The 19,749-nt window shown below is 75.3% G+C and carries 19 protein-coding genes; 6 read left to right on the forward strand and 13 right to left on the reverse strand.

Annotated features, from left to right (window positions below; translation table 11 throughout):
• On the forward strand, window positions 1–875 hold an 875-nt coding region (locus IH44_RS0133445), incomplete at its 5' end, for a thiopeptide-type bacteriocin biosynthesis protein (protein ID WP_198545083.1).
• A gap of 127 nt (window positions 876–1,002) precedes the next feature.
• On the forward strand, window positions 1,003–2,352 hold the full coding sequence (locus IH44_RS0133450; RefSeq protein WP_051817845.1) for a lanthionine synthetase C family protein: 1,350 nt from the start codon (window positions 1,003–1,005) through the stop codon (window positions 2,350–2,352).
• A 37-nt stretch (window positions 2,353–2,389) separates the two neighbouring features.
• Here the strand turns inward: IH44_RS0133450 and IH44_RS0133455 are convergent, their stop codons facing one another.
• A complete protein-coding gene (locus tag IH44_RS0133455) occupies window positions 2,390–3,829 on the reverse strand; it encodes an aspartate ammonia-lyase (protein WP_030463567.1) in 1,440 nt (479 codons plus the stop codon).
• A 173-nt stretch (window positions 3,830–4,002) separates the two neighbouring features.
• Here IH44_RS0133455 and IH44_RS0133460 point away from each other — a divergent pair, with 173 nt between their 5' ends.
• The 3 genes from IH44_RS0133460 to IH44_RS0133470 all read left to right on the forward strand — a co-directional run bounded on the left by IH44_RS0133460 (window position 4,003) and on the right by IH44_RS0133470 (window position 7,222).
• Entirely contained in the window at window positions 4,003–5,190 is a 1,188-nt protein-coding gene (locus IH44_RS0133460) for an acyl-CoA dehydrogenase family protein (protein ID WP_030463568.1), read from the forward strand.
• 203 nt (window positions 5,191–5,393) lie between these two features.
• Window positions 5,394–5,861, forward strand: a complete 468-nt coding sequence (locus IH44_RS41825) for a hypothetical protein (protein ID WP_051817852.1) — start codon at window positions 5,394–5,396, stop codon at window positions 5,859–5,861.
• Window positions 5,862–5,950: 89 nt separating this feature from the next.
• Window positions 5,951–7,222 carry a multidrug effflux MFS transporter gene (locus tag IH44_RS0133470; RefSeq protein ID WP_030463570.1) on the forward strand — a complete coding sequence of 424 codons (1,272 nt, stop codon included), beginning with the start codon at window positions 5,951–5,953 and terminating at the stop codon, window positions 7,220–7,222.
• Window positions 7,223–7,306: 84 nt separating this feature from the next.
• On the opposite strand, the gene IH44_RS0133475 is transcribed toward IH44_RS0133470, so the two are convergent.
• From IH44_RS0133475 to IH44_RS0133515, 9 genes are all read right to left on the reverse strand, one after another.
• Window positions 7,307–9,349 carry a glycosyl hydrolase family 18 protein gene (locus IH44_RS0133475; RefSeq protein ID WP_030463571.1) on the reverse strand — a complete coding sequence of 681 codons (2,043 nt, stop codon included), beginning with the start codon at window positions 9,347–9,349 and terminating at the stop codon, window positions 7,307–7,309.
• Window positions 9,350–9,679: 330 nt separating this feature from the next.
• Window positions 9,680–10,606 carry an ABC transporter substrate-binding protein gene (locus IH44_RS0133480; protein ID WP_030463572.1) on the reverse strand — a complete coding sequence of 309 codons (927 nt, stop codon included), beginning with the start codon at window positions 10,604–10,606 and terminating at the stop codon, window positions 9,680–9,682.
• Window positions 10,603–11,385: an ABC transporter permease gene (locus tag IH44_RS0133485; protein ID WP_232795185.1), complete on the reverse strand. Its 783-nt coding sequence runs from the start codon at window positions 11,383–11,385 to the stop codon at window positions 10,603–10,605. Before IH44_RS0133485 ends, IH44_RS0133480 begins: the two co-directional genes overlap by 4 nt.
• A complete protein-coding gene (locus IH44_RS0133490) occupies window positions 11,382–12,044 on the reverse strand; it encodes an ABC transporter permease (protein WP_030463574.1) in 663 nt (220 codons plus the stop codon). Before IH44_RS0133490 ends, IH44_RS0133485 begins: the two co-directional genes overlap by 4 nt.
• Complete coding sequence (locus IH44_RS0133495) at window positions 12,031–13,221, reverse strand: ABC transporter ATP-binding protein (protein ID WP_198545084.1); 1,191 nt, start codon at window positions 13,219–13,221, stop codon at window positions 12,031–12,033. Before IH44_RS0133495 ends, IH44_RS0133490 begins: the two co-directional genes overlap by 14 nt.
• Window positions 13,222–13,351: 130 nt before the next feature.
• Complete coding sequence (locus tag IH44_RS0133500; RefSeq protein WP_030463576.1) at window positions 13,352–13,750, reverse strand: rhodanese-like domain-containing protein; 399 nt, start codon at window positions 13,748–13,750, stop codon at window positions 13,352–13,354.
• Window positions 13,744–14,307 carry a cysteine dioxygenase family protein gene (locus IH44_RS0133505; protein ID WP_030463577.1) on the reverse strand — a complete coding sequence of 188 codons (564 nt, stop codon included), beginning with the start codon at window positions 14,305–14,307 and terminating at the stop codon, window positions 13,744–13,746. Before IH44_RS0133505 ends, IH44_RS0133500 begins: the two co-directional genes overlap by 7 nt.
• A gap of 395 nt (window positions 14,308–14,702) precedes the next feature.
• The gene (locus IH44_RS0133510) at window positions 14,703–14,984 is read right to left on the reverse strand and encodes a hypothetical protein (protein ID WP_030463578.1); all 282 of its coding nucleotides are present in this window, start codon (window positions 14,982–14,984) and stop codon (window positions 14,703–14,705) included.
• On the reverse strand, window positions 14,981–15,364 hold the full coding sequence (locus tag IH44_RS0133515) for a hypothetical protein (RefSeq protein WP_030463579.1): 384 nt from the start codon (window positions 15,362–15,364) through the stop codon (window positions 14,981–14,983). The genes IH44_RS0133510 and IH44_RS0133515 overlap by 4 nt, the downstream gene beginning before the upstream one ends.
• A 337-nt stretch (window positions 15,365–15,701) precedes the next feature.
• Between IH44_RS0133515 and IH44_RS0133525 the strand changes: the two genes are divergently transcribed.
• Window positions 15,702–16,025 carry a hypothetical protein gene (locus IH44_RS0133525; protein ID WP_107066692.1) on the forward strand — a complete coding sequence of 108 codons (324 nt, stop codon included), beginning with the start codon at window positions 15,702–15,704 and terminating at the stop codon, window positions 16,023–16,025.
• A gap of 22 nt (window positions 16,026–16,047) precedes the next feature.
• Here IH44_RS0133525 and IH44_RS0133530 read toward each other — a convergent pair whose 3' ends face one another.
• The 3 genes from IH44_RS0133530 to IH44_RS0133540 all read right to left on the reverse strand — a co-directional run bounded on the left by IH44_RS0133530 (window position 16,048) and on the right by IH44_RS0133540 (window position 19,596).
• Window positions 16,048–17,274, reverse strand: a complete 1,227-nt coding sequence (locus tag IH44_RS0133530) for a glycosyltransferase (protein WP_030463581.1) — start codon at window positions 17,272–17,274, stop codon at window positions 16,048–16,050.
• A 172-nt stretch (window positions 17,275–17,446) separates the two neighbouring features.
• A complete protein-coding gene (locus IH44_RS0133535) occupies window positions 17,447–18,901 on the reverse strand; it encodes a HAMP domain-containing sensor histidine kinase (protein WP_030463582.1) in 1,455 nt (484 codons plus the stop codon).
• The gene (locus tag IH44_RS0133540) at window positions 18,898–19,596 is read right to left on the reverse strand and encodes a response regulator transcription factor (protein WP_030463583.1); all 699 of its coding nucleotides are present in this window, start codon (window positions 19,594–19,596) and stop codon (window positions 18,898–18,900) included. The genes IH44_RS0133535 and IH44_RS0133540 overlap by 4 nt, the downstream gene beginning before the upstream one ends.
• Between the last annotated feature and the right edge of the window lie 153 nt (window positions 19,597–19,749).

Here is a 19,749-nt window from a genome sequence, read left to right on the forward strand (position 1 = left end):
GCCCCCCGCTGGCCAGGTCCGAAGTCCGCACCGCCCCCACCCGGATCCACCTGCCCGGCGAGGACTGGCTGTTCGCCAAGCTGTACGCCGAACCCGGCACCCACGACACCCTGCTCGCCGACCACCTGCCCGCCCTGCTCGCCGACGTCGAACCCCACGTCGACCGCTGGTTCTTCCTCCGCTACCGCGACCCCGAACCCCACCTGCGGCTGCGCCTGCACGGCGACCCCGCCGCCCTGGCCGGCCACGTCCTGCCCGCCCTCGCCCGGCACGTGCGCCGGCTCGTCGAGACCGGCGCGCTGCGCACCACGGCGCTCGACACCTACCGGCCCGAGACCGACCGCTACCTCGGCCCCGGCGCCCAGGAAGCCGCCGAACGGCTCTTCCAGACCGACAGCCGCTCCGCGCTGCTCCAACTGCGCGCCCGCCGGGCCGGCGCCGCCGCCGTCCCCGACGAGGTCCTCGCCGCCACCGGCCACGCCGTGCTGCTGGACTCGCTCGGCGACTGGGACTGGTGCGCCTGGGTGGTCCACCTCTTCGAGAAGGGCGCCGACCACCGCGCCCACCAGCGCCACCGCGCCCTCGCCGACCGGCTGATCCGCCCCGACGACACCGCCCGGCACGCCGCCGAACACCTCGGCATCCCCGACCTCGCCCCGCTCTGGACCGACACCCCCGCCCCGCGCGACTTCGGCCGGCTGCTGCTCGCCGCACCCGAGGCCGACCGCGACGAGGCCCTCATGTCGCTGCTGCACATGCGGCACAACCGCCTGTTCGGCATCGACCCGGCCGCCGAGGCCCGCGGCTACGCCGTCCTGCGCGGCGCGGCCAGGGCCCTGATCGGACGCAAGTCCCACGGGGGAGGGGGGAAGTGACGGCGCCTCGGCCGAACCCGGCCCGCCGCGCCGACCGGGGCCGCGGACGACCTCCGCTGCGCGGGCGGGGCGGAGCGGCGCCGTGCCAGTTCCCGCCCGTCCGAACCGCCACCGACCGGAGCCCCCGATGACCGACACCGTGCAGGCGACTGCCGTTTCCGCGGAACGGGCCCGGTTGCGGGCGGCCGCCGGGCAGTTGTCCGACCTGATCCTGGACCGGCTCGCCGATCCGGCCGCGACCGTGGCCGCCACCCGGATCCCCGCCGAGGCCGCCGACGACGGGGTGGCCGAGAACGTCTGGGCGGAACTGACGCTCGGCAGCGGCAGCCCCGGGCTGTCGCTGGCATTCAGCGGCGGGGCCCGGCCGGGCACCGAGCGGGCCGCCCGGGCGCACGGGTACCTGGCGGTGGCGACCCGGGCCGCCGGCGCCGGCGACACCGTGCCCAGCGGGATCTTCAAGGGGCCCGGTGCGCTGGCCTTCGCCGTGCTGGCCGCCCACCGCGCCACCGGCGGCTACACCGGGGCGCTGCACCGGCTCGACGCCTACCAGCGGCAACTCGTGCGCACCGCGCTGCCCGCCGTCCCGGACGGGCCGCTGGCCACCATCGGGCACTACGAGGTGGTGCGCGGGATGACCGGCGTCGGCCGGTACCTGCTGGCCCGCGCGGAGAGCTGCGGCGAGGAGCTGGAACTGGTCCTCGGCTACCTGATCGAGCTGGCCCGCGGCACCACCGCGCACCGCGGGGCGCGCGTCCCGCGCTGGTGGGCGCTGGACGCGCCCCGGATCGGCTCCGAGCACCTGCTGCCGGACGGCCACCTCAACCTCGGCCTCTCGCACGGCGTCGCGGGCCCGCTGATGCTGCTCGCGCTGGCCTGGCGCGACGGCGTCCGGCTGCCCGGCCACCGGGAGGCCCTGGAGAACACCGCCGACCTGCTGGTGCGCTGGGCGGTGCGCGACCAGCACGGCCGCTACTGGCCCGGCTACCTCGGCCTGGACGCCTACCTGGCCGGGCCCGACGCGTACCGCGAACCCGCCGGCTGGCCGTCCTGGTGCTACGGCGCGCCCGGCGTCTCGCGCGCCCTGCAGACCGCCGGGGCCGCGCTCGGCCGGCCGGAGTGGACGGCCGTCGCCCGCGACTCGGTCGAGCGGCTGCTGCGGGTGCCGCTCGACGACTGGGGCGTCACCGACCACGCGCTGTGCCACGGCTGGGCCGGGGCGCTGCACCAACTCGGGCGGCTGAACGAGCACTTCGGCGAGGAGCGGATCGAGCGGCGGCGCGACGAGACCGCCGCCCGGCTGCTGGCCGGGCACGACCCGGACGCCCCGTTCGGCCTGCGCTTCACCATGACCCGCAGGCCGTTCGCCAGCGACGTCTCCGGCTACCTGGACGGGGCGGCCGGCGTCGCGCTCGCCCTCGACTCGTACGCGGCCGGCGGCACCCCGCACGACTGGGACATGCCGCTGCTGCTGTCCTGACCGGCCCTGACCGGCCCTGACCGGCCGTCAGCCGGTGTCAGTCGGCGTCCTGCGGGCGGGTCATCCGCAGGACGTCGAGCGCCTCGTCGAGCTGGGCCTCGGTGAGCAGGCCGCGCTCGACGTAGCCGCGGTCGAGGACCACCTGGCGGATCGTCCGGCGCTCGGCCAGCGACTGCTTGGCGACCTTCGCCGCCTCCTCGTAGCCGAGGTAGCGGTTGAGCGGGGTGACGACGGAGGGCGAGGACTCGGCGTACTCGCGGGTGCGCTCGGCGTTGGCGGTGATGCCGTCGACGGTGCGGTCGGCCAGCAGGCGGGCGGAGGTGGTGAGCAGGCGGACCGACTCCAGCACGTTGCGGGCGATCACCGGGAGCATCACGTTGAGCTCGAAGTTGCCGCTCGCGCCGGCCACCGTGACGGTGGTGTCGTTGCCGATCACCTGGGCGGCGACCATCAGGACCACCTCGGGCAGCACCGGGTTGACCTTGCCGGGCATGATCGAGGAACCGGGCTGCAGGTCGGGGAGGTTGATCTCGGCGAGGCCGGTGCGCGGGCCGGAGCCCATCCAGCGCAGGTCGTTGGCGATCTTGGTGAAGCCGGCGGCGATCGTGCGGAGCTGGCCGCTGAGCTCGACCAGGCCGTCCCGGGCGCCCTGGGCCTCGAAGTGGTCGCGGGCCTCGGTCAGCGGCAGGCCGGTGGCGCGGGCGACCTCGGCGATGACGGCGGCCGAGAAGCCCGGCGGGGTGTTGATGCCGGTGCCCACCGCCGTGCCGCCGAGCGGCAGTTCGGCGACCCGGGGGAGCGTGGCGCGCAGGCGCTCGACGCCGTACCGGACCTGGGCCGCGTAGCCGCCGAACTCCTGGCCGAGCGTCACCGGAGTGGCGTCCATCAGGTGGGTGCGGCCGGACTTGACGACGCCCGCGAACTCGGCGGACTTGGCCTCCAGCGCCCGCGCCAGGTGCTCCAGCGCCGGGACCAGCTCGTGCAGGACCGCGCCGGTGGCCGCCACGTGGATCGAGGACGGGAAGACGTCGTTCGACGACTGCGAGGCGTTGACCTGGTCGTTCGGGTGCACCGGGCGGCCCAGGCGCTCGGCGGCCAGGGTGGCGATCACCTCGTTGGCGTTCATGTTCGACGAGGTGCCGGAGCCGGTCTGGAACACGTCCACCGGGAACTGGTCGTCCCAGCGGCCCTCGGCCACCTCCTCGGCCGCCGACCGGATCGCCGCCGCGGTCTCCTCGTCCAGCACCCCCAGCCCGGCGTTGACGGTGGCCGCGGCCGCCTTGATCCGGGCCAGCGCCGCGATGTGGGCGCGCTCCAGGCGCTGCCCCGACACCGGGAAGTTCTCCACCGCGCGCTGGGTCTGCGCCCGCCACTTGGCCGCCGCCGGGACCCTGACCTCGCCCATCGAGTCGTGCTCGGTCCGCCACTGCTGCCCGTCCTGCTGCCCGTGCTGCCGGTCCTGCTGTCCGTCCGCCATGGTCGGTACACCTCCTGGACCGGTCAGCCTTCCACGGGCGCCCGGCATTCCCGGCCCGGCCGGACCGCGTGTCGCCGACGGCCGCCGCCGCGGCGCCCTTGACCGGGCGGCGTACCGACCGGTAGGGACAGCGGTGGCACCACCCCTGCCCACACCCTCCGAGGAGCCCGCCCATGGCCACCGCCGCACCCGCCGGCCGACCCGACCCGCTCGACCTGCTCGGCGTCGACGAACTGCTCACCGAGGACGAGCGGCTGGTCCGCGACAGCGTCCGGGCCTTCACCGACCGGCACGTCCGCCCGCACCTCGCCGACTGGTACGAGCGGGGCACCTTCCCGGTGCGCGAACTCGCCCCCGAACTCGGCAAGCTGGGCGTCCTCGGCATGCACCTGGAGGGCTACGGCTGCACCGGCTCCACCGCCACCGAGTACGGGGTGGCCTGCATGGAGCTCGAAGCCGCCGACTCCGGGCTGCGCAGCTTCGTCTCGGTGCAGGGCTCGCTCGCCATGCGCTCCATCCACGCCTACGGCTCCGAGGAGCAGAAGCGGCACTGGCTCCCGGAGTTGGCCGCCGGACGGGCCGTCGGCTGCTTCGGCCTCACCGAACCGGAGGCCGGCTCCGACCCGGCCTCGATGCGCACCCGGGCCCGGCGCGACGGCGGCGACTGGATCCTGGACGGCGCCAAGATGTGGATCACCAACGGCTCGGTCTCCGACGTCGCCGTGGTCTGGGCGGGCACCGAGGACGGCGTGCGCGGCTTCCTCGTCCCGCGCGGCACCCCCGGTCTCACCGCCCGCGACATCCCCGGCAAGCTCTCCCTGCGCGCCTCCGTCACCAGCGAACTCGCCTTCGACGGCGTCCGGTTGCCCGCCGACGCGCAGCTCCCGCAGGCCCGCGGCCTGCGCGCCCCGCTGGCCTCGCTCGGCGAGGCCCGCTACGGCATCCTGTGGGGCACCGTCGGCGCCGCCCGGGACTGCTACCGGGCCGCCGTCGACTACGCCCGCGACCGGGTCCAGTTCGGCCGCCCGATCGGCGGCTTCCAGCTCACCCAGGCCAAACTCGTCGACATGGCCCTGGAGTTGGAGAAGGCCTACCTGGTCGCGGTGCGGATCGGCCGGCTCAAGGACGCGGGCCGCGCCCAGGCCGCGCACATCTCCTTCGGCAAGCTCAACAACGTCCGCACCGCGCTGGAGATCGCCCGCACCGCCCGCACCATCCTCGGCGCCAACGGCATCACCACCGCCTACCCGGTGCTCCGGCACGCCAACAACCTCGAATCGGTCCTCACCTACGAGGGCACCTCGGAGGTGCACACCCTGGTCCTCGGCGAGGCGATCACCGGCGAGTCCGCCTACCGCTGATCGCCCGGCCCGGTCCCACCGCCCGCTCCCACCGCCCGGTCCTCCTGCCGGGAGGGGCGGGTCCGCCGGAAGTCGGGGGTCGGGGGGCCGGGGTCCGACTTCCGGCTGACCCGGGTCGGTACCTGGTGCGCATGGATCCGGGGGACGGGCGCGCCGAGGATGGAGGGGAAGGGTTCGGAGCGGCGGAAAAGGGGTGCGGGGCGATGGGCGGCGAGCGGAGCAGGCGGGCGGCGGCGACGGTGGTGGTCGGCGGGGCGGCCGCGGCGATGCTGCTGGTGATGGTGGCTCCGGCGGCGATCCAGCGGGTGCAGGACCGGCTGGACCAGACCGTCCGCTACCCCAGCGGGTCCGCGGCCAAGGCCGACCGGACCGAGGTGCCGCGCTGGCTGCCCGACTCGGCCACCGGCATCGCCTTCCTGGCGTCCGGGGACGGGGGCGAGCGGCTGATCCGGGCCACCGTCCCGGACCGGGCGCTGCCCACGGCCTGCACCACCACCGGCCACACCCTGGACGACCCGCACCTGCGCGCGCACTGGTTCCCCACCGACACCCCGCGGCGGGCCACCGCGCACTGCGGGCAGTACGACGTCGCGCTGGTCGGCGACCAGCTCTACGGCTGGCGGGGCGCCCCGGCCGCCGCCGGGGCCCGCACCGCCGGTCCGACCGGCTGACGGGGGCGCCCCGGGCGGGGGTCGGCTTCCCCGGCGGCGGGCGGATGGGATAGGACGGTGCGCACACCCCGCCATCCGTGAGGAGCCCCATGCCAGGCCCGACCGTCGACCCCGACGGCGACCAGACCGCACCCGACGTCCCGCTCCGTCCGGCGCAGGAGGCCGCGCAGGCCCCGCAGCGCGCCCCGTTCGCCACCGCCACCGTGATCACCCTGGGCTGCCTGGTCGCGCTCGGGCCGTTCACCACCGACCTGTACCTGCCCGCGCTGCCCGACCTGACCGCGGACCTGGGCTCCACCGCCGCGGCCGCCCAGCTCACCCTGACCGGTTCGCTGCTCGGCATGGTGCTCGGCCAGCTGCTGTTCGGCCCGCTCAGCGACCGGCTCGGCCGCCGCCGCCCGATGCTGGCGGGCCTGGCCGCGTTCACCGCCGCCAGCCTGCTGTGCGCGTTCGCCGACTCGATGCCGCTGCTGGTGGCGGGCCGGGTGGTGCAGGGCGCGGCGGGCTCGGCCGCGCTGGTGATCGCCCGGGCGACCGTCCGGGACCGGTTGGAGGGGACCGCGATGATCCGGTTCCTGGCGACCATGGGCCTGATCTCCGGCCTGGCCCCGATCGTCGCGCCGCTGGCCGGCGCCCAGCTGCTGCACGTCACCGACTGGCGCGGGACCTTCGTCGCGCTGGCGCTGCTGGGCGCGGTGCTCACCGTGGCCTGCGGGTTCGGCATCGGGGAGACGCTGCCGCCGGAGCGGCGGCACGGCGGCGGGCTGGGCACCACGGTCCGGGCGATCGGCGGGCTGCTGCGCGACCGGGTGTTCCTCGGCTACCTGCTGGTCAGCACCTTCGCGTTCGGCGCGCTGTTCGCGTACGTCGGCGGCTCCTCGGTGGTGCTGCAGGAGGTGTACCGGATCACCCCGCAGACCTACAGCCTGGTGTTCGCGGTCAACTCGGTCTCGCTGCTGGCCGTCACCCAGTTCAACGGGCGGTTCCTGGTGCAGCGCTACTCGGAGCGGACGCTGCTGGTCTGCGGCCTGGGCGCGGCGGCGCTGGCCGGGGCCGCCGTGGTGCTGTGCACCACGGTGTGGGACACCGGGCTGGCCGGGGTGTGGCCCGCGCTGACGGTGCTGATGGGCGCGATGGGCGTCATCCTGCCGAACGCCAACGGGCAGGCGCTGACCATGGCCCCGCACGCCGCCGGGTCGGCGTCCGCGCTGCTGGGCACCGGCACCTACCTGTGCGGCGCGGTGGTCGCCCCGCTCAGCAGCCTGGGCGGGCACCCGTCCGCGACGGTGCTCGGCGCGGTGGTGCTGGGCTGCGCGCTGCTGGCGCTGGGGTCCTTCCTGCCGCTGTGCCGGGGGCGCTGAGACCGCGGGGACGGGGGAGGAAGCGGCCGGGCCCGGCCGGTGGCGGGTGCCACCGGCCGGGCCCGGTTCGTGGAGCGGGGGGTGTCAGGCGATCGAGAAGTCGTCGCCGTAGACCGAGCCCTGGCCGTACCAGCCGTGCAGGTAGACCGTGACGGTGCCGTTGGCGCCGGTGGTGAACGGGACGCTCACCTTGGTCCAGGAGGAGCCGTTGGCCCAGGTGGAGGCGGTGGCGCCGCCGCTGACGCCGACGTACGAGTACGGGCCCTGGACCCAGGCGGTCAGGGTGTACGCGTGGTTCGGGGCCAGGGTGACGGTCTGGTCGCACTCACCGGTGGTGCCGGCGGTGGGCGCCGCCTGCAGGGCCTTGGAGCCGCCGTGCACCGGGGTGGAGACCACGCCGCCGCCGCTCTGGCAGGTCCACGGGGCGAGGCCGCCCTCCAGGTCGCCGTTGACCAGGCCGCCGGTCGGGGTGGTGCCGGTGACGGTCAGCGCGTAGGTGGCGGTGTGGGTCTTGCCCGCGCCGGTGCCGGTGACGGTCAGGGTGTAGGTGCCCGGGGCCGCGGCGGCGGTGGTGGCGACGTTCAGGGTGGCGGAGCCGCCCGCGGTGACGCTGGAGGCGCTCAGCGAGGCGGTGACGCCGGCCGGGGCGCCGGAGACGGTCAGGTTGACGGTCGCGGCGGTGCCGGAGGTGACCGCGGTGTTCACGGTGCTGGAGGCGGCCGAGCCGGCCTGGACCGAGCCCGAGGCGGGGGCGAGCGCGACCGAGAAGTCGGAGGCGGTGGTGCCGCCGGTGACGGTCAGGGTGTAGGTCGCCGAGTGGGTGCCGCTCGCGCCGGTGCCGGTCACGGTCAGCGGGTAGCTGCCGTTGGCGACGCCCGCGGTGGTGGCGACGTTCAGGGTGGCGGAGCCGCCCGCGGTGACGGTGGAGGCGCTCAGCGAGGCGGTGACGCCCGCCGGGGCGCCGGTGACCGACAGGTTGACGCTCTGCGCCGAGCCGGAGGTGACCGCGGTGCTGACGGTCGCCGAGGTGGACGCGCCGGCGGTGACCGAGCCGGTGGCCGGGCTCAGCGACACCGAGAAGTCGTTGGCCGGGACGGAGGAGCTGGTGAACTTCGAGAAGATGTGGCTGAAGTCCCAGGTGCCCTGCGCGATGCCGGAGCAGCTGTCCGACCCGGCGGTGCCCGCGCAGCCGCCGTTGTCACGCTGCAGCGCCCAGAAGGACAGGGTGTTGATGCCCTTGGAGACGGCCCAGTCGTAGACCGTGTTGGCGTTGGCGACGGTGAAGGTCTCGGCGGCGCCGAAGTCGTCGATGCCGATCATCTCGATGATGCCGATCGAGTTCCACAGCTGGGTGGAGGTCTTCGTCGGGTACAGCTTGGCCAGCTGGTTGTACAGGCCCTGGGCGGAGGTCTGGGTGTCCGCGGCCATGTCGTGCGGCTGGTTGTCGTAGTAGTCGAACGTCATCATGTTGACGACGTCGATCCGCGCGTTGTTGCTGACCGCGTTCTTCAGCACCGCGAGGCCGCTGGAGGCCAGGCCGCTGGTGGTGGTCGGCAGGGTGTAGCTGAACTGGATGGTGCGGCCGTTGGCGGCGGCCCAGTCCTCGACGATCTTGATCGCCTTGTTGCGGCGGTCGATGCCGGCCGTGTTGGTCAGCGAGTTGTCCTCGATGTCCAGGTCGATCCGGGAGACGTCGTAGGTGGTGATGACGTTCTCGAACGCGGCGGCGATCTGGTTGACGTCCGTGCAGGAGTCGGCGATCTCGGTGCCGGTGTTGTCGGCGGTGTAGCCGCCGAAGGACGGGATCACGTCGCCGCCGTTGGCGCGGATGGTGGCGATGTCGGCGCCGAAGACCGAGTTGGACACCGGCATCGAGGTGTCGCCGTTCCACAGCGCGGTGCAGGAGCCCTTGGTGGCGGCCTGCAGGAACGCCATGGTCAGGTTCTTGGCGCCGGACTGGGCGGCCAAGGTGGCCGGGTTGTCGCCGGTCCACGCCTCGAAGTACGGGGCGAAGACGTGCTGCGGCAGCGGGGTGGCGGCCTGCGCGGGGGCGGAGATCAGCCCCAGCGAGGCGGCCGCCATCGCGCCGGTGGCGAGCAGCGCTTGGAGTGGTCGGTGAAGGCGCATCGAGTCTCCATCAGGCATGGGAGGAGGGCCCGTGTGCCGGTGTTCGGGCACGGGGCGTGGGTCTGGCCTGGTACAGGGAGTGCCGGGGTGGTGCGGGGCAGTACTGCTTGCCCCGGCCGGTGGTCACACCCCCACGATGCGTTCCGGTCGGGAAGTACAGCGGACTCATGGTTGGTCTGGACCACTGCGTCTGTCAAGACTCTTTACAGTTCACTGGAGCACGGGTCGGAGCAGGCCCGGAGAGCTTTACCAAGCCTTGTACATCAGGGCCTTGACGTGCCGTCGGCCCCGCACCCGACTGCTCGGTGCGGGGCCGACGGGCGGCACGGGTCAGTTCAGACCGCTGCTCTTCAGCCAGGCCGCGGCGACCGCCGACGGGTCCTCCTTGTCGACGGCGACGCGCTTCATCAGCGCGGTCAGCCCGGCCGTGTCGAGCTTCGCCGAGACCGCGTTCAGCGCGGCCGTCCCGGTGGCGTCCAGACCCGCCTGGTTCACCAGCGGGGTGACGTTCTGCGCGCTGAACACGTTCTTCGGGTCGGCCAGCGACACCAGCTTCAGCTGGACCAGCTTCGGGTCGGTGGTGAACACGTTGCCGACCTGGACGGTGCCGTCCTTCAGCGCGTTGGCGGTGGTGTCGCCGGTCGGCTTCCACTCCTTGAAGGTCAGCCCGTAGGCGTCCTTGAACTGCTGCTCGCGGCGGGACTTGAACTCCGGCGGGCCGCCGACCACCAGGTCCTGCGCCTTGCCCGCCAGGTCGGCTATCGACTTCACGCCCAGCTTGTCGGCGGTCTCCTGGGTGACCGTCAGCGAGTCCTTGTCCTCGGCGGCCGAGGAGTCCAGGATCGCCAGCCCGGCCGGCAGCTTGGCCTTCAGCTCGGTGTTCACCGCGTCCTTGCCGGTGGCGGTCGACTTGGCGTCCAGGTAGCCCAGCAGCGCGCCGTTGTACTCCGGCAGCACCGTCAGCGCACCCGACTGCAGCTGCCCGTACAGCAGTTCGCGGCTGCCGATGTTGAACTTCTCCTCCACCGGCACGCCCTTGGCCTTCAGGGCCTGCGAGTAGATCGAGGCGAGCAGCACGTTCTCCGGGAAGTTCGCCGAGCCGACCACCACGGTCTTCCCGGAGCCCCCGGCCGGGGCGGACGCCGCCGGGCCGGAGGACTTCGCGGCCAGCGGGTCGCCGCCGCCGGAGGAGGAGCAGGCCGCCGCGCCCGCCAGCAGGAGGACGGCGAGGGCGGTTCGGACCGGACGGGTCGTCATGGGGATTCCTTCACGAGAGCGGGGGAGCCCGCGGGATCGTCGTCGGGAGCGGAGCCGCCCGCGGACGCGCCCCCGCCACCGGCGGAACCGGCGGCACGGACACGGCGGACGGCACGGACCGGCCGCGCGCCGGGCGGCGACGCGAGCCGGACGAACAGGGCGAACAGCAGTTGGACGGCCACCGCCAGCAGCACCACCAGCAGGGCGCCGCCGACCGTGGTCGGGTAGTTCCGGGTGGCCAGCCCGTCGATCACGTACCGGCCCAGCCCGCCGAGGCCGACGTACGCGGCGACCGTGGCGGTGGCGATCACCTGCACCGACGCCGTCCGCACCCCCGCCAGCAGGGTCGGCGCGGCGGCCGGCACGCACACCCGCAGCAGGGTCTGCGGGTGGGTCAGGCCGATGCCGCGGGCCGCGTCCCGGACGTCCGGGTCGGTGCCGCGCACCCCCTCGGCGGCGGCCACCAGCATCGGCGGCGCGGCCAGCGCGGTCAGCGGCAGCAGCACCGCCGTCTCGCCGACGCCCGCCAGCAGCACCGCCAGCGTCACCAGGCCCAGGGTCGGCAGGGCGCGCGCCACGCCGGCCAGCGCCGTCACCAGGAACAGCCCGCGCCCCGAGTAGCCGATCAGCAGGCCCAGCGGCAGCGCCACCAGCGCGGCCAGGCCGAGCGCCTCGGCGGAGAACGCCAGGTGCTCCAGCACCCGGTGGACGATCGAGTCCGGCCCGGAGCGGTGCGCCGGATCGGCGAAGAAGTCGTGCAGCCAGCCCAGCCAGTTCACCGCGCCACCCCCCGCGACCACGGCGCCAGCACCCGGCGGGCCGCCAGCAGCAGCAGGTCGGCGGCCAGCGCGAGCAGCGCCACCAGCACGATCCCGGCCAGGATCGGCGTCGGGAAGGTCCGCTGGAAGCCGTCCACGAACAGGTAGCCCAGCCCGCCCCGGCCGACCAGCGCCCCCACCGCCGCCAGCGAGATCGAGGACACCGCGGCCACCCGCAGCCCCCCGATCAAGTACGGCACGGACGCCGGGAGTTCGACCGCCGCCAGCCGCCGCCACGGGCCGTAGCCCATCGCGGTGGCCGCCTGCCGCACCGGCTCCGGCACCGCCCGCAGCCCGTCCACCGCGGTCGGCAGCAGCACCGCCAGCGCGTAGCAGGTCAGCGGCACCATCACGGTCTCCCGGGTGGCCAGCCCCGTGTACGGGATCAGCACCACGAACACCGCCAGCGAGGGCAGCGCGTACACCACGTTGAACACCGCCGCCAGCGGCTGGTACAGCCGCGGGAAGCGCGCGCAGGCCAGGCCCAGCGGCACCGCCAGCAGCAGCGCCAGCAGCACCGGCACCAGGGCGATCACCGCGTGGTCGGCCGTCAGGTCGCCCAGGTAGCCGAGGTGGTCGCCGAGCCAGCGCCAGCGGATCAGCGGCTCACCGTCCAGCATGCGGCACCTGCGCAGCGTCGGGGGCCTCCGGGGTTGCCGGGGCTGCCGTCCGGGTCTTCCCGGTCTCCGGGGCCAGGCCGGTCTGCGGGGCCGTCGGGGTGCTACCGGCCTCCGGAGCCGTGCCGGTCTGCGGGGCCTTCGTCCCGGGCTGTGCGGCCTCCTGGGACCGGGCCAGTGCCTCGACGACGGCGGCGCGGCTCGCGGTGCCGACCGCGCGGCCCGCCTCGTCCACCGCGACGGCCAGGCCGGACGGGGCGAGCAGGGCCGCGTCCAGCGCGGAGCGCAGCGAGTCCCGGGACGGGGCGAACACCGGGGCCGGATGGCGCTCGGCGCCGCGCACCCAGTGCTCCGGGCGGCCCTCCGGGTCGAGCGCCAACTGCCAGTCGCCGTACGAGGGTTCGAGCGGTTCGAGCGGGACGGCGCCGGCCGGGCGCAGGCCCAGTCCGCGCAGGCCGCGGTCGCGGCCCAGGAAGGCCGCCACGCCGGCGTCCGCCGGGGCGGTCAACAGGGTGTGCGGATCCGCGAGTTGGGCGATCTCGCCGTGCTCGCGGAGCACCACCACCCGGTCGCCGAGCCGGACCGCTTCCTCGATGTCGTGCGTCACGAACAGCACCGTCTTGCCCAACTCGGCCTGTAGGCGCAGCAGTTCCTCCTGGAGCCCGGCGCGCACCAGCGGGTCGACCGCGCTGAACGGCTCGTCCATCAGCAGCACCGGCGGGTCGGCCGCCAACGCCCTTGCCACGCCCACCCGTTGCTGCTGGCCGCCGGAGAGCTGCGCCGGGTACCGGCGGGCGGTCTCCGGCGGCAGGCCGACCAGCTCCAGCAGTTCGGCGGCCCGGGCCCGGGCCCGCTTGCGGTCCCAGCCGAGCAGCCGGGGCACCGTCGCCACGTTGTCGATCACCCGGCGGTGCGGGAACAGGCCCGCCTGCTGGATCACGTACCCGATACCGCGCCGCAGTTGCGCTGCGGGCAGCCCCGCCACGTCGGCCCCGTCCAGCAGCACCCGGCCGGCGGTGGGCACCACCATCCGGTTGACCATCCGCAGGATGGTGGTCTTGCCGCAGCCGGACGGCCCGACCAGCACGGTGGTCCGGCCCGCCGGAACGTCCAGTTCCAGGCCGCGGACGGCGACCGTGCCGTCGGGGTGGCGCTTGGCGGCGCCCTCGAATCTGATCACGGAAGGGTCCTCGGAGGGTCGGCCGGATCGGCTGGATCGGCCGGAACGGCACTGCGCCCGCCGCTCGGGGCGGGCGCAGTTATCGAACAGTGGTCTGAATGCGTCGCTTGACCGGCTTCCCTCGGGGGGATCACCGCAAACCTTGATCAACCGAACGGGTGGGCAGCCCGGCCGCCGCCCAGGCCACGAAACCGCCGTCCAGGTCGGTCGCCCGGTGCAGCCCCAGCGCCTGCAGCGAGGCCGCCGCCAGCGAGGACGCGTACCCCTCCGAGCACACCACGATCCACCGCACCCCGTGGTCCACCGCCTCCGGGATCCGGTGGCTGCCGGTCGGGTCCAGCCGCCACTCCAGCACGTTCCGTTCGATCACCAACGCCCCCGGGATCTCCCCCTCGCGGGCCCGCTGCGCCGCCGGGCGGATGTCCACCAGCTGCGCCCCGGCGGTCACTTCGGCCCAGGCCCGGGCCGGGTCCGGCCGGTCCAGGCCCGCCCGGGCCGCCGCCACCAACTGGTCCACCGTGGTCACCACTGCTCCGCACCTTCCGTGGAGGTCCGCACCAGGCCGCCGGCCCGCAGTTCGTAGTGCGCCATCTCGCTCAGCGGCGGCGAGTACGCGTGCAGCGTCACCGCCGGGCCCTGCGCGGTGTTGCGCACGTCGTGCAGGTACTGCGGCCCGAACGCCCGCTCGGTGCCCGACGCCAGCCTGCGCACCGTCAGCCCGTGCTCCGGCCCCGCCAGCGCCAGCTCCTCCAACTCGCCCAGCGCCACCGTGAACGCCCCGCGCGAGCCCCCGTGGTCGTGGAACCCGGTGGACTGCCCCGGCAGCCAGCTGATCAGCCACACCTCGTAGTCCTCCGCCAGCTCCAGCCGCTCGTACCAGCGCTCCTCCGCGGACAGCCGCACCCGGTGCAGCCAGCGCTCGGGCCGCTCGGCCAGGTCGCGGACGATCCGGCGCAGCGCGTTCGGGGAGAGCGGGGGGCGGGGCGCGGCGGTCGGCGGGGCGGTCGCGGCGGTCGGCGGGGCGGTCGCGGCGGTCGGCGGGGTGGTGGCGGCGGTGGGTGGGACGGTGGCCAGGTCGATGCTCATGGGTTCCTCCGGGGTGTGCCGGGGCGGCCGCCGGCGCCGGTGCGCGTGCCGGGGCACGGGCGGTGGGGACGCGGGACGGCAGGGGGAAAGGGGAGGGTGGCGCGAGGGGGGTGCGGGGCCCTGGGTCAACTCACCGGGCGCGCACGGAGGTTACGCGGAGAGCGTCAACAGCAGGCACACATGTCGCTCGCCTGGCGTCGCAGATCGACGTGCAGGCGGCAGACCAGGAAGGTGCCGGAGTTCATGCCGCCGATGGTTCACGACCCGGCGGCGGCGCGTCAAGTTCCGCCACGCCGGTGGTCGGATCGTGGACGCATCCGTCTCATTTCCCGGGCATGCCGACGGCCCGCGCTCCGGGGAGGGCGCGGGCCGTCGGGGTTCTCGGGGGCGTTCTCTCAGTTGCCGGTGCCGGTGCCGGTGCCGGTGCCGGTGCCGGTGCCCGGGCCGGTGCTCGGGCCGGTGTCGGTGTCCGGCTGGGCGGCGTCGGAGTCGGCCTGGGCGGCGGCGCTGTCCGCGGCGTCCACCTTCTGCTGCATCTGCTGGACCTGCTGGGCGTCGTCGGGTGCGCTGCCGCCCCCGGCGGCGCCGGAGGTCGGGCCGCAGGCCGTCAGCAGGGCGGCCGAGGCCAGCGCCAGGGCCGCCAGGGCGGCTCGCGCGGCGGCGGGCCGACGGGTCACTTCCCGGCCGCCGGGGCGTTCTTCGCGCACCAGCCGGCCACCGCGGCCAGGTCCGCCTTGCGGGTCTGCAGCGTCGGCAGCAGGCTGCGGCGGAAGGTCAGCCGGTCGTTCAGGTACTTCTCGATCTCGGCGTGCCCCGCCTTGTGGGCGTTGTCCACCCGCTGCTGCAGCCGGGCTACCGAGCCGCTGACGGTGGCGTCGCCGTTCAGCCGGTCCAGCGCCTTGTCGATCCGCTCCTGGGTCTTCGGCAGCCGCTTGCAGACCGCCTTCGCCCCGTCCCCCTTCGGCGCCCCGCCCGCCGCCTGCGCGGGCCCCGCAGCCAGGAACGCGCCCGCCAACGCCAGCACTCCGACGGCGGCCGCCGCCCGGTTGATGCGCATGGGTCTCCCCTTCCACTCCGAATCCCGGCCGGTCTCCCCGGCCACCACGGACCGTACGGAGGCTTCTTGTGGAAACCCTGTGGAACCGGCCGCCGGGCGGGTGGACGGGGGGACGGGCGGGTCGGGGCAGGGCCGGTCAGGCCGGGCGCCGGGCTCGCCGCGCCTGGGGACGTCCAGCCGGGCCGGCAACTCGAAGGTCTCCAGGTCGACCACGTCCGAGGTGGAGGACTCCGCGGCGGCCAGGTAGCCGAGCCGGCCGTCCGGGGAAGCGGCCGGTCTCCAGCGAGGCCCGACGTTCGCCCGTCAGCGGGTCGAACACCGTGAGGCGGCACGGGAGTTGGTGGACCGGGAGGCGGCGGCCCGGGCCGGAGCCGAGCGCCCCCTCGCCGAACTCGGCCTGCGGCGGCGGGTGTCCGTCGTGGTGCCCGGCCACACCGCGGTGATGCTGCTCGCCCGCGACACCGACCTGATCGCCCTCGGCCTCGCCGACTGGCCGCCCGCCGCCGTCCGGGCCCTCGGCCTGCGGGCCTTCCCGATCCCGCTACGGCTCCCGCCGATGGAACTCGGCATGGCCCGGCACCCCCGCAACGACGGCGACCCCGCGCACCACTGGTTCCGCGAGCACCTCGCCGCCGCCGTCCTCGGCCTGCCCGGTCCGTGAGGCGCGGCCGGTCGGGGGTGTCCTACGGGCGGGGGCGTCCGGCCAGGTCGAGCAGGAGTCCGGCGGCCACCGCGGCGCCGTCGGTCCGGACGGTGGCCGCGACCGCCTCCGCCCGGGCCCGCACCCCGGGGTCCAGGGCGGTCCCCAGGGCCGCCGTCAGCGAGGCGACCGTCGGCGCCGGCCCCGGGTGGGCCACCCCGATGCCCAACTCGGCGATCCGGGACGCCCAGTAGGGTTGGTCGGCGATCAGCGGCACGACCACCTGCGGGGCCCCGGCCCGGGCCGCGGTCGTAGTGGTGCCGGCGCCGCCGTGGTGCACGACGACGGCGCTCCGGCGGAACAGCGCCTGCTGGTTGACCTCGCCGACCACGAAGCAGTCGTCGCCGTCGTCCACCGCGCCCAGTCCGGCCCACCCGCTCCCGAGGACGATCCGCCGCCCGTGCGCCCGGGCCGCCTCGACGGCCGCCCGCGCGACGCCCTCCGGCGCGTACGCGGCCATGCTGCCGAAACCGACGTACACCGGCGGCTCGCCGCCGTCCAGGAACGCCCGCAGGTCCGCGGGCAGCGGCCGGGTGTCCGGCAGGATCCAGGCGCCGGTCTGGACCGGGTCGAGTTCGGTCATCCCCGCCGACGGGCACAGCACCGGGTCCGCCGCCAGCCACGGCCGCCGCGTGAACACGTGGTCGCGGACGCCGTCCACCGGCGGCAGCCCGAGGGCCGCCCGCCCGCGGTCGACGGCCGCGCCGTACAGCGCGTCCACCCGCTCGGCGTCCTGCTTCCACAGCACCTCGTAGTCCGTCTCGTCCGCCGCAGACGGCGTGCCCGGCCGGCGGCCCGGCCGGAAGTGCCGCGACGGCAGCCCCATGACGTGGAAGCAGGCCAGCACGTACGGGACGCCCAGCTTCTCCGCGACGTCCCGCGCTCCGGCCGGCATCAGGCCCGTCGCCAGGACGGCGTCGCAGCCCTCCGCGGCCACCGCGGCGAGCGTCTCGAAGCGCGCCTCGACCAGCGCCGGGGCCAGCTTGAACGCGTCCTGCCCGGTCGGCGGCTTCGGGTTGGCGACGATCGACTTCACCGTCGGCCCGAGCGGCACCAGCGGCACGCCGACCCGGTCCAGCAGCGCGACGAAGTCCTCGTCCGGCGGGGCGCAGACCACCACCCGCGCGCCGCGGGCCCGCAGCTCCGCGGCCAGTGCCGCCAGCGGCTCGATGTCTCCCCGGGATCCCCAGGAGGTCAGTACCACGCGCATGTTCGACTCTCGTTTCCGCAGGTCAGAGGGGATTGAGTCGTCGATTCTCCGCCCTCCTGGGGGCCTTGCCGCAAGCCCCCGGGGGCGGTATACCTTGGAAATGGAGGAGGGTGGAACTCCCCTCGCTCCGGTCGGCCCCTTCAGTGGTCGGACCCTTCGGTAGCCGGACCCTTCAGTGCTGCTCCTCCCCGTTCAGCCAGTCGCGGGCGGCGGGGAGCCGGACGGCCGGGGTGTCGGGGCGCAGCAGCGGCAGGACGACCTCCAGGCGGCAGCCCGGGCCGTCCGGGCGGTCGGTGGCGGTGACCGAACCGCGGTGCAGGGCGGCCTGTTGGGCGACCAGGGTCAGGCCGAGGCCGGAGCCGGGGCTGTCCGGGCGGCGGTGGAAGCGGTGGAAGACGGCGGCGCGCTCGGCGGGCGGGATGCCGGGGCCGGTGTCGTCCACGGTGAGGCGGGCCGTGCCGCCCGTCACGTGCAGCCGGACGTCCACCCGGGCCGGGCGGTCGGCGGTGCGGCCGTGCACGGCGGCGTTGCCCAGCAGGTTGGCGAGCAGGATCCGCAGGCCCGCGTCCCAGCCGAACACCCTTGCCTCGGGCGGGAGTTCGGTCCGGTAGACGGCGTCCGGGTGGCGGCGGGCGGCCTCGGCGACGGCGGCGTCCACCAGCTCCGCGAGGTCGACCGGGCCGAACGCGGAGAGCTCCACCAGGTCGCCCCGGGCCAGTGCGGACAGCGCGCTCAGCAGGTCCAGCATCCGGGCGTGGTCCTGCTGCAACTCGGCCACCACCTCGGCCCGTTCGCCTGCCGGGAGGTCCGGGTGCGCGGCCAGCACGTCCAGGTTGGTGCGCAGGCTCATCAGCGGGGTGCGCAACTCGTGCGAGGCCGCCGAGGAGAACGACCGCGCGGTGTCCAGGGCCTGCGCCGTCCGGGCCGCCTGCTCGTCGTACCGCGACAGCAACAGGGCCAGCGCGCCGGAGAGTTCGTCCACCTCGGTGGTGCCCGTCCGAGCGGGCGCGAACGCGGTGTGCCCCGCCCCCGGATCCAGCGCCGCCGCCCGGCGGCCCAGTCGGCGCAGCGGAAGGGTGGCCCGCTCGGCGAGGCCGAAGGCGACCAGCCCCGAGAGCGGCGCCGCGACCAGCGCCACCAGTAGCACCCGCCGCCGCACCGCCCGCAACTCGTCCGCCGGCTCCCCGGCCGGGGCCAGCACCCAGAGCGTCCCGGTGGTGCTCCCGCCGTCCAGCTTCACCGCCAACGCCCGCCAGGACGAGCCGTTCTGACGGACAGTCACCGGCCCGCCGCTCGGGGCCGTGGGGAGGCGGGACGGGTCGTCCGGCTGCGAACCCGCCGCGAGCAGTACCGTCCCGTCCGCGGCGACCACCCGGACGCCCGCGTCCAGCGCCGCGTCCATCAGCTTGCGCTGCTGGTTCTGCTCCGCCTTCGGACGGCCCCGGCTGTCGGCCGCGAGCAGCGCCTTCGCGTTCGGCAGGACGGCCGCCGCCCGGGCGTTCAACCGGTCGTCCTGGCGCCGGTGCAGGTCCGTGCTGACCAGCGGCAGCAGCAGCACCCCCGCGGCCGCCACCAGCAGCGGCACCAGCACCGCCGCCCCGAGCGCGATCCGGGTCGACAGCTTCACCGCCCGGCCCCGCCCTCGTCCGGGACGCGCAGCACGAAACCCACCCCGCGCACCGTGTGCACCGTCCGGGGGCGGCCGCCGGCCTCCAGCTTCCGGCGCAGGTAGGAGACGAAGGTGTCCACGGCGTCGCTGCGCACCTCGAAGTCGTAGCCCCAGACCCGGTCCAGCAACACCTCCCGGGACAGCACGATCCCGGCGTTCCGGGCGAGTTGCGCGAGCAGCTCGAACTCCCGCCTGGTCAAACGGAGTTCGTCCTCGTCCCAGAACGCCTGCCGGGTCTCCGGGTGGATCCGCAACGGGCCGACCCGGATCAGGTCCGAGGGCTGCGGCGGCCGGCGGCGCAGCAGCGCGTGCAGCCGCAGCACCAGTTCCTCAAGGGCGAACGGCTTCACCAGGTAGTCGTCCGCACCGGCCTGCAGCCCGGCCACCCGGTCGGCCAGCTCGTCCAGCGCGGAGAGCATCAGCACCGGGGTGTCGTCCGCCCGCGCCCGCAACGTCCGGCACACCTCCGTCCCCGACAGGCCCGGCATCCCCACGTCCAGCACCAGCACGTCCGGCGGCTCCGCGGTGAGAGCCGTCAGCGCGGCCGTGCCGTCCGCGGCGACCGCGACCCGGAAGCCGCTCAGCCGCAGGCCCCGTTCGAGGCTCCGCCGGATCGCCGCGTCATCGTCCACCACCAGCACCCGCCCGCTCACCTGCCGCACCTCCGCCCGTTGGGACTGCCGCAGAGGTGGACGTGCGGGGAAGGGGGAGGGTTCCGGCGGCGGAAGGAAGGTGGGGAGAGGGAGAGGGGCTTCGGCTGCCGCAGAGGTGGGCGTGCGGGGGAGGGGGGAGGGTTCCGGCGGCGG

Source organism: Kitasatospora sp. NRRL B-11411, from assembly GCF_000721345.1.
Taxonomy (GTDB): domain Bacteria; phylum Actinomycetota; class Actinomycetes; order Streptomycetales; family Streptomycetaceae; genus Kitasatospora; species Kitasatospora cineracea.

Coding starts and splice junctions, on each gene's coding strand:
- IH44_RS0133505 (WP_030463577.1), bottom strand. CDS start 14,307: ATGAGCATCGACCTGGCCACCGTCCCACCCACCGCCGCCACCACCCCG.
- IH44_RS0133460 (WP_030463568.1), top strand. CDS start 4,003: ATGGCCACCGCCGCACCCGCCGGCCGACCCGACCCGCTCGACCTGCTC.
- IH44_RS0133470 (WP_030463570.1), top strand. CDS start 5,951: ATGCCAGGCCCGACCGTCGACCCCGACGGCGACCAGACCGCACCCGAC.
- IH44_RS0133450 (WP_051817845.1), top strand. CDS start 1,003: ATGACCGACACCGTGCAGGCGACTGCCGTTTCCGCGGAACGGGCCCGG.
- IH44_RS0133530 (WP_030463581.1), bottom strand. CDS start 17,274: ATGCGCGTGGTACTGACCTCCTGGGGATCCCGGGGAGACATCGAGCCG.
- IH44_RS0133475 (WP_030463571.1), bottom strand. CDS start 9,349: ATGCGCCTTCACCGACCACTCCAAGCGCTGCTCGCCACCGGCGCGATG.
- IH44_RS0133490 (WP_030463574.1), bottom strand. CDS start 12,044: ATGCTGGACGGTGAGCCGCTGATCCGCTGGCGCTGGCTCGGCGACCAC.
- IH44_RS0133515 (WP_030463579.1), bottom strand. CDS start 15,364: ATGCGCATCAACCGGGCGGCGGCCGCCGTCGGAGTGCTGGCGTTGGCG.
- IH44_RS0133480 (WP_030463572.1), bottom strand. CDS start 10,606: ATGACGACCCGTCCGGTCCGAACCGCCCTCGCCGTCCTCCTGCTGGCG.
- IH44_RS41825 (WP_051817852.1), top strand. CDS start 5,394: ATGGGCGGCGAGCGGAGCAGGCGGGCGGCGGCGACGGTGGTGGTCGGC.
- IH44_RS0133455 (WP_030463567.1), bottom strand. CDS start 3,829: ATGGCGGACGGACAGCAGGACCGGCAGCACGGGCAGCAGGACGGGCAG.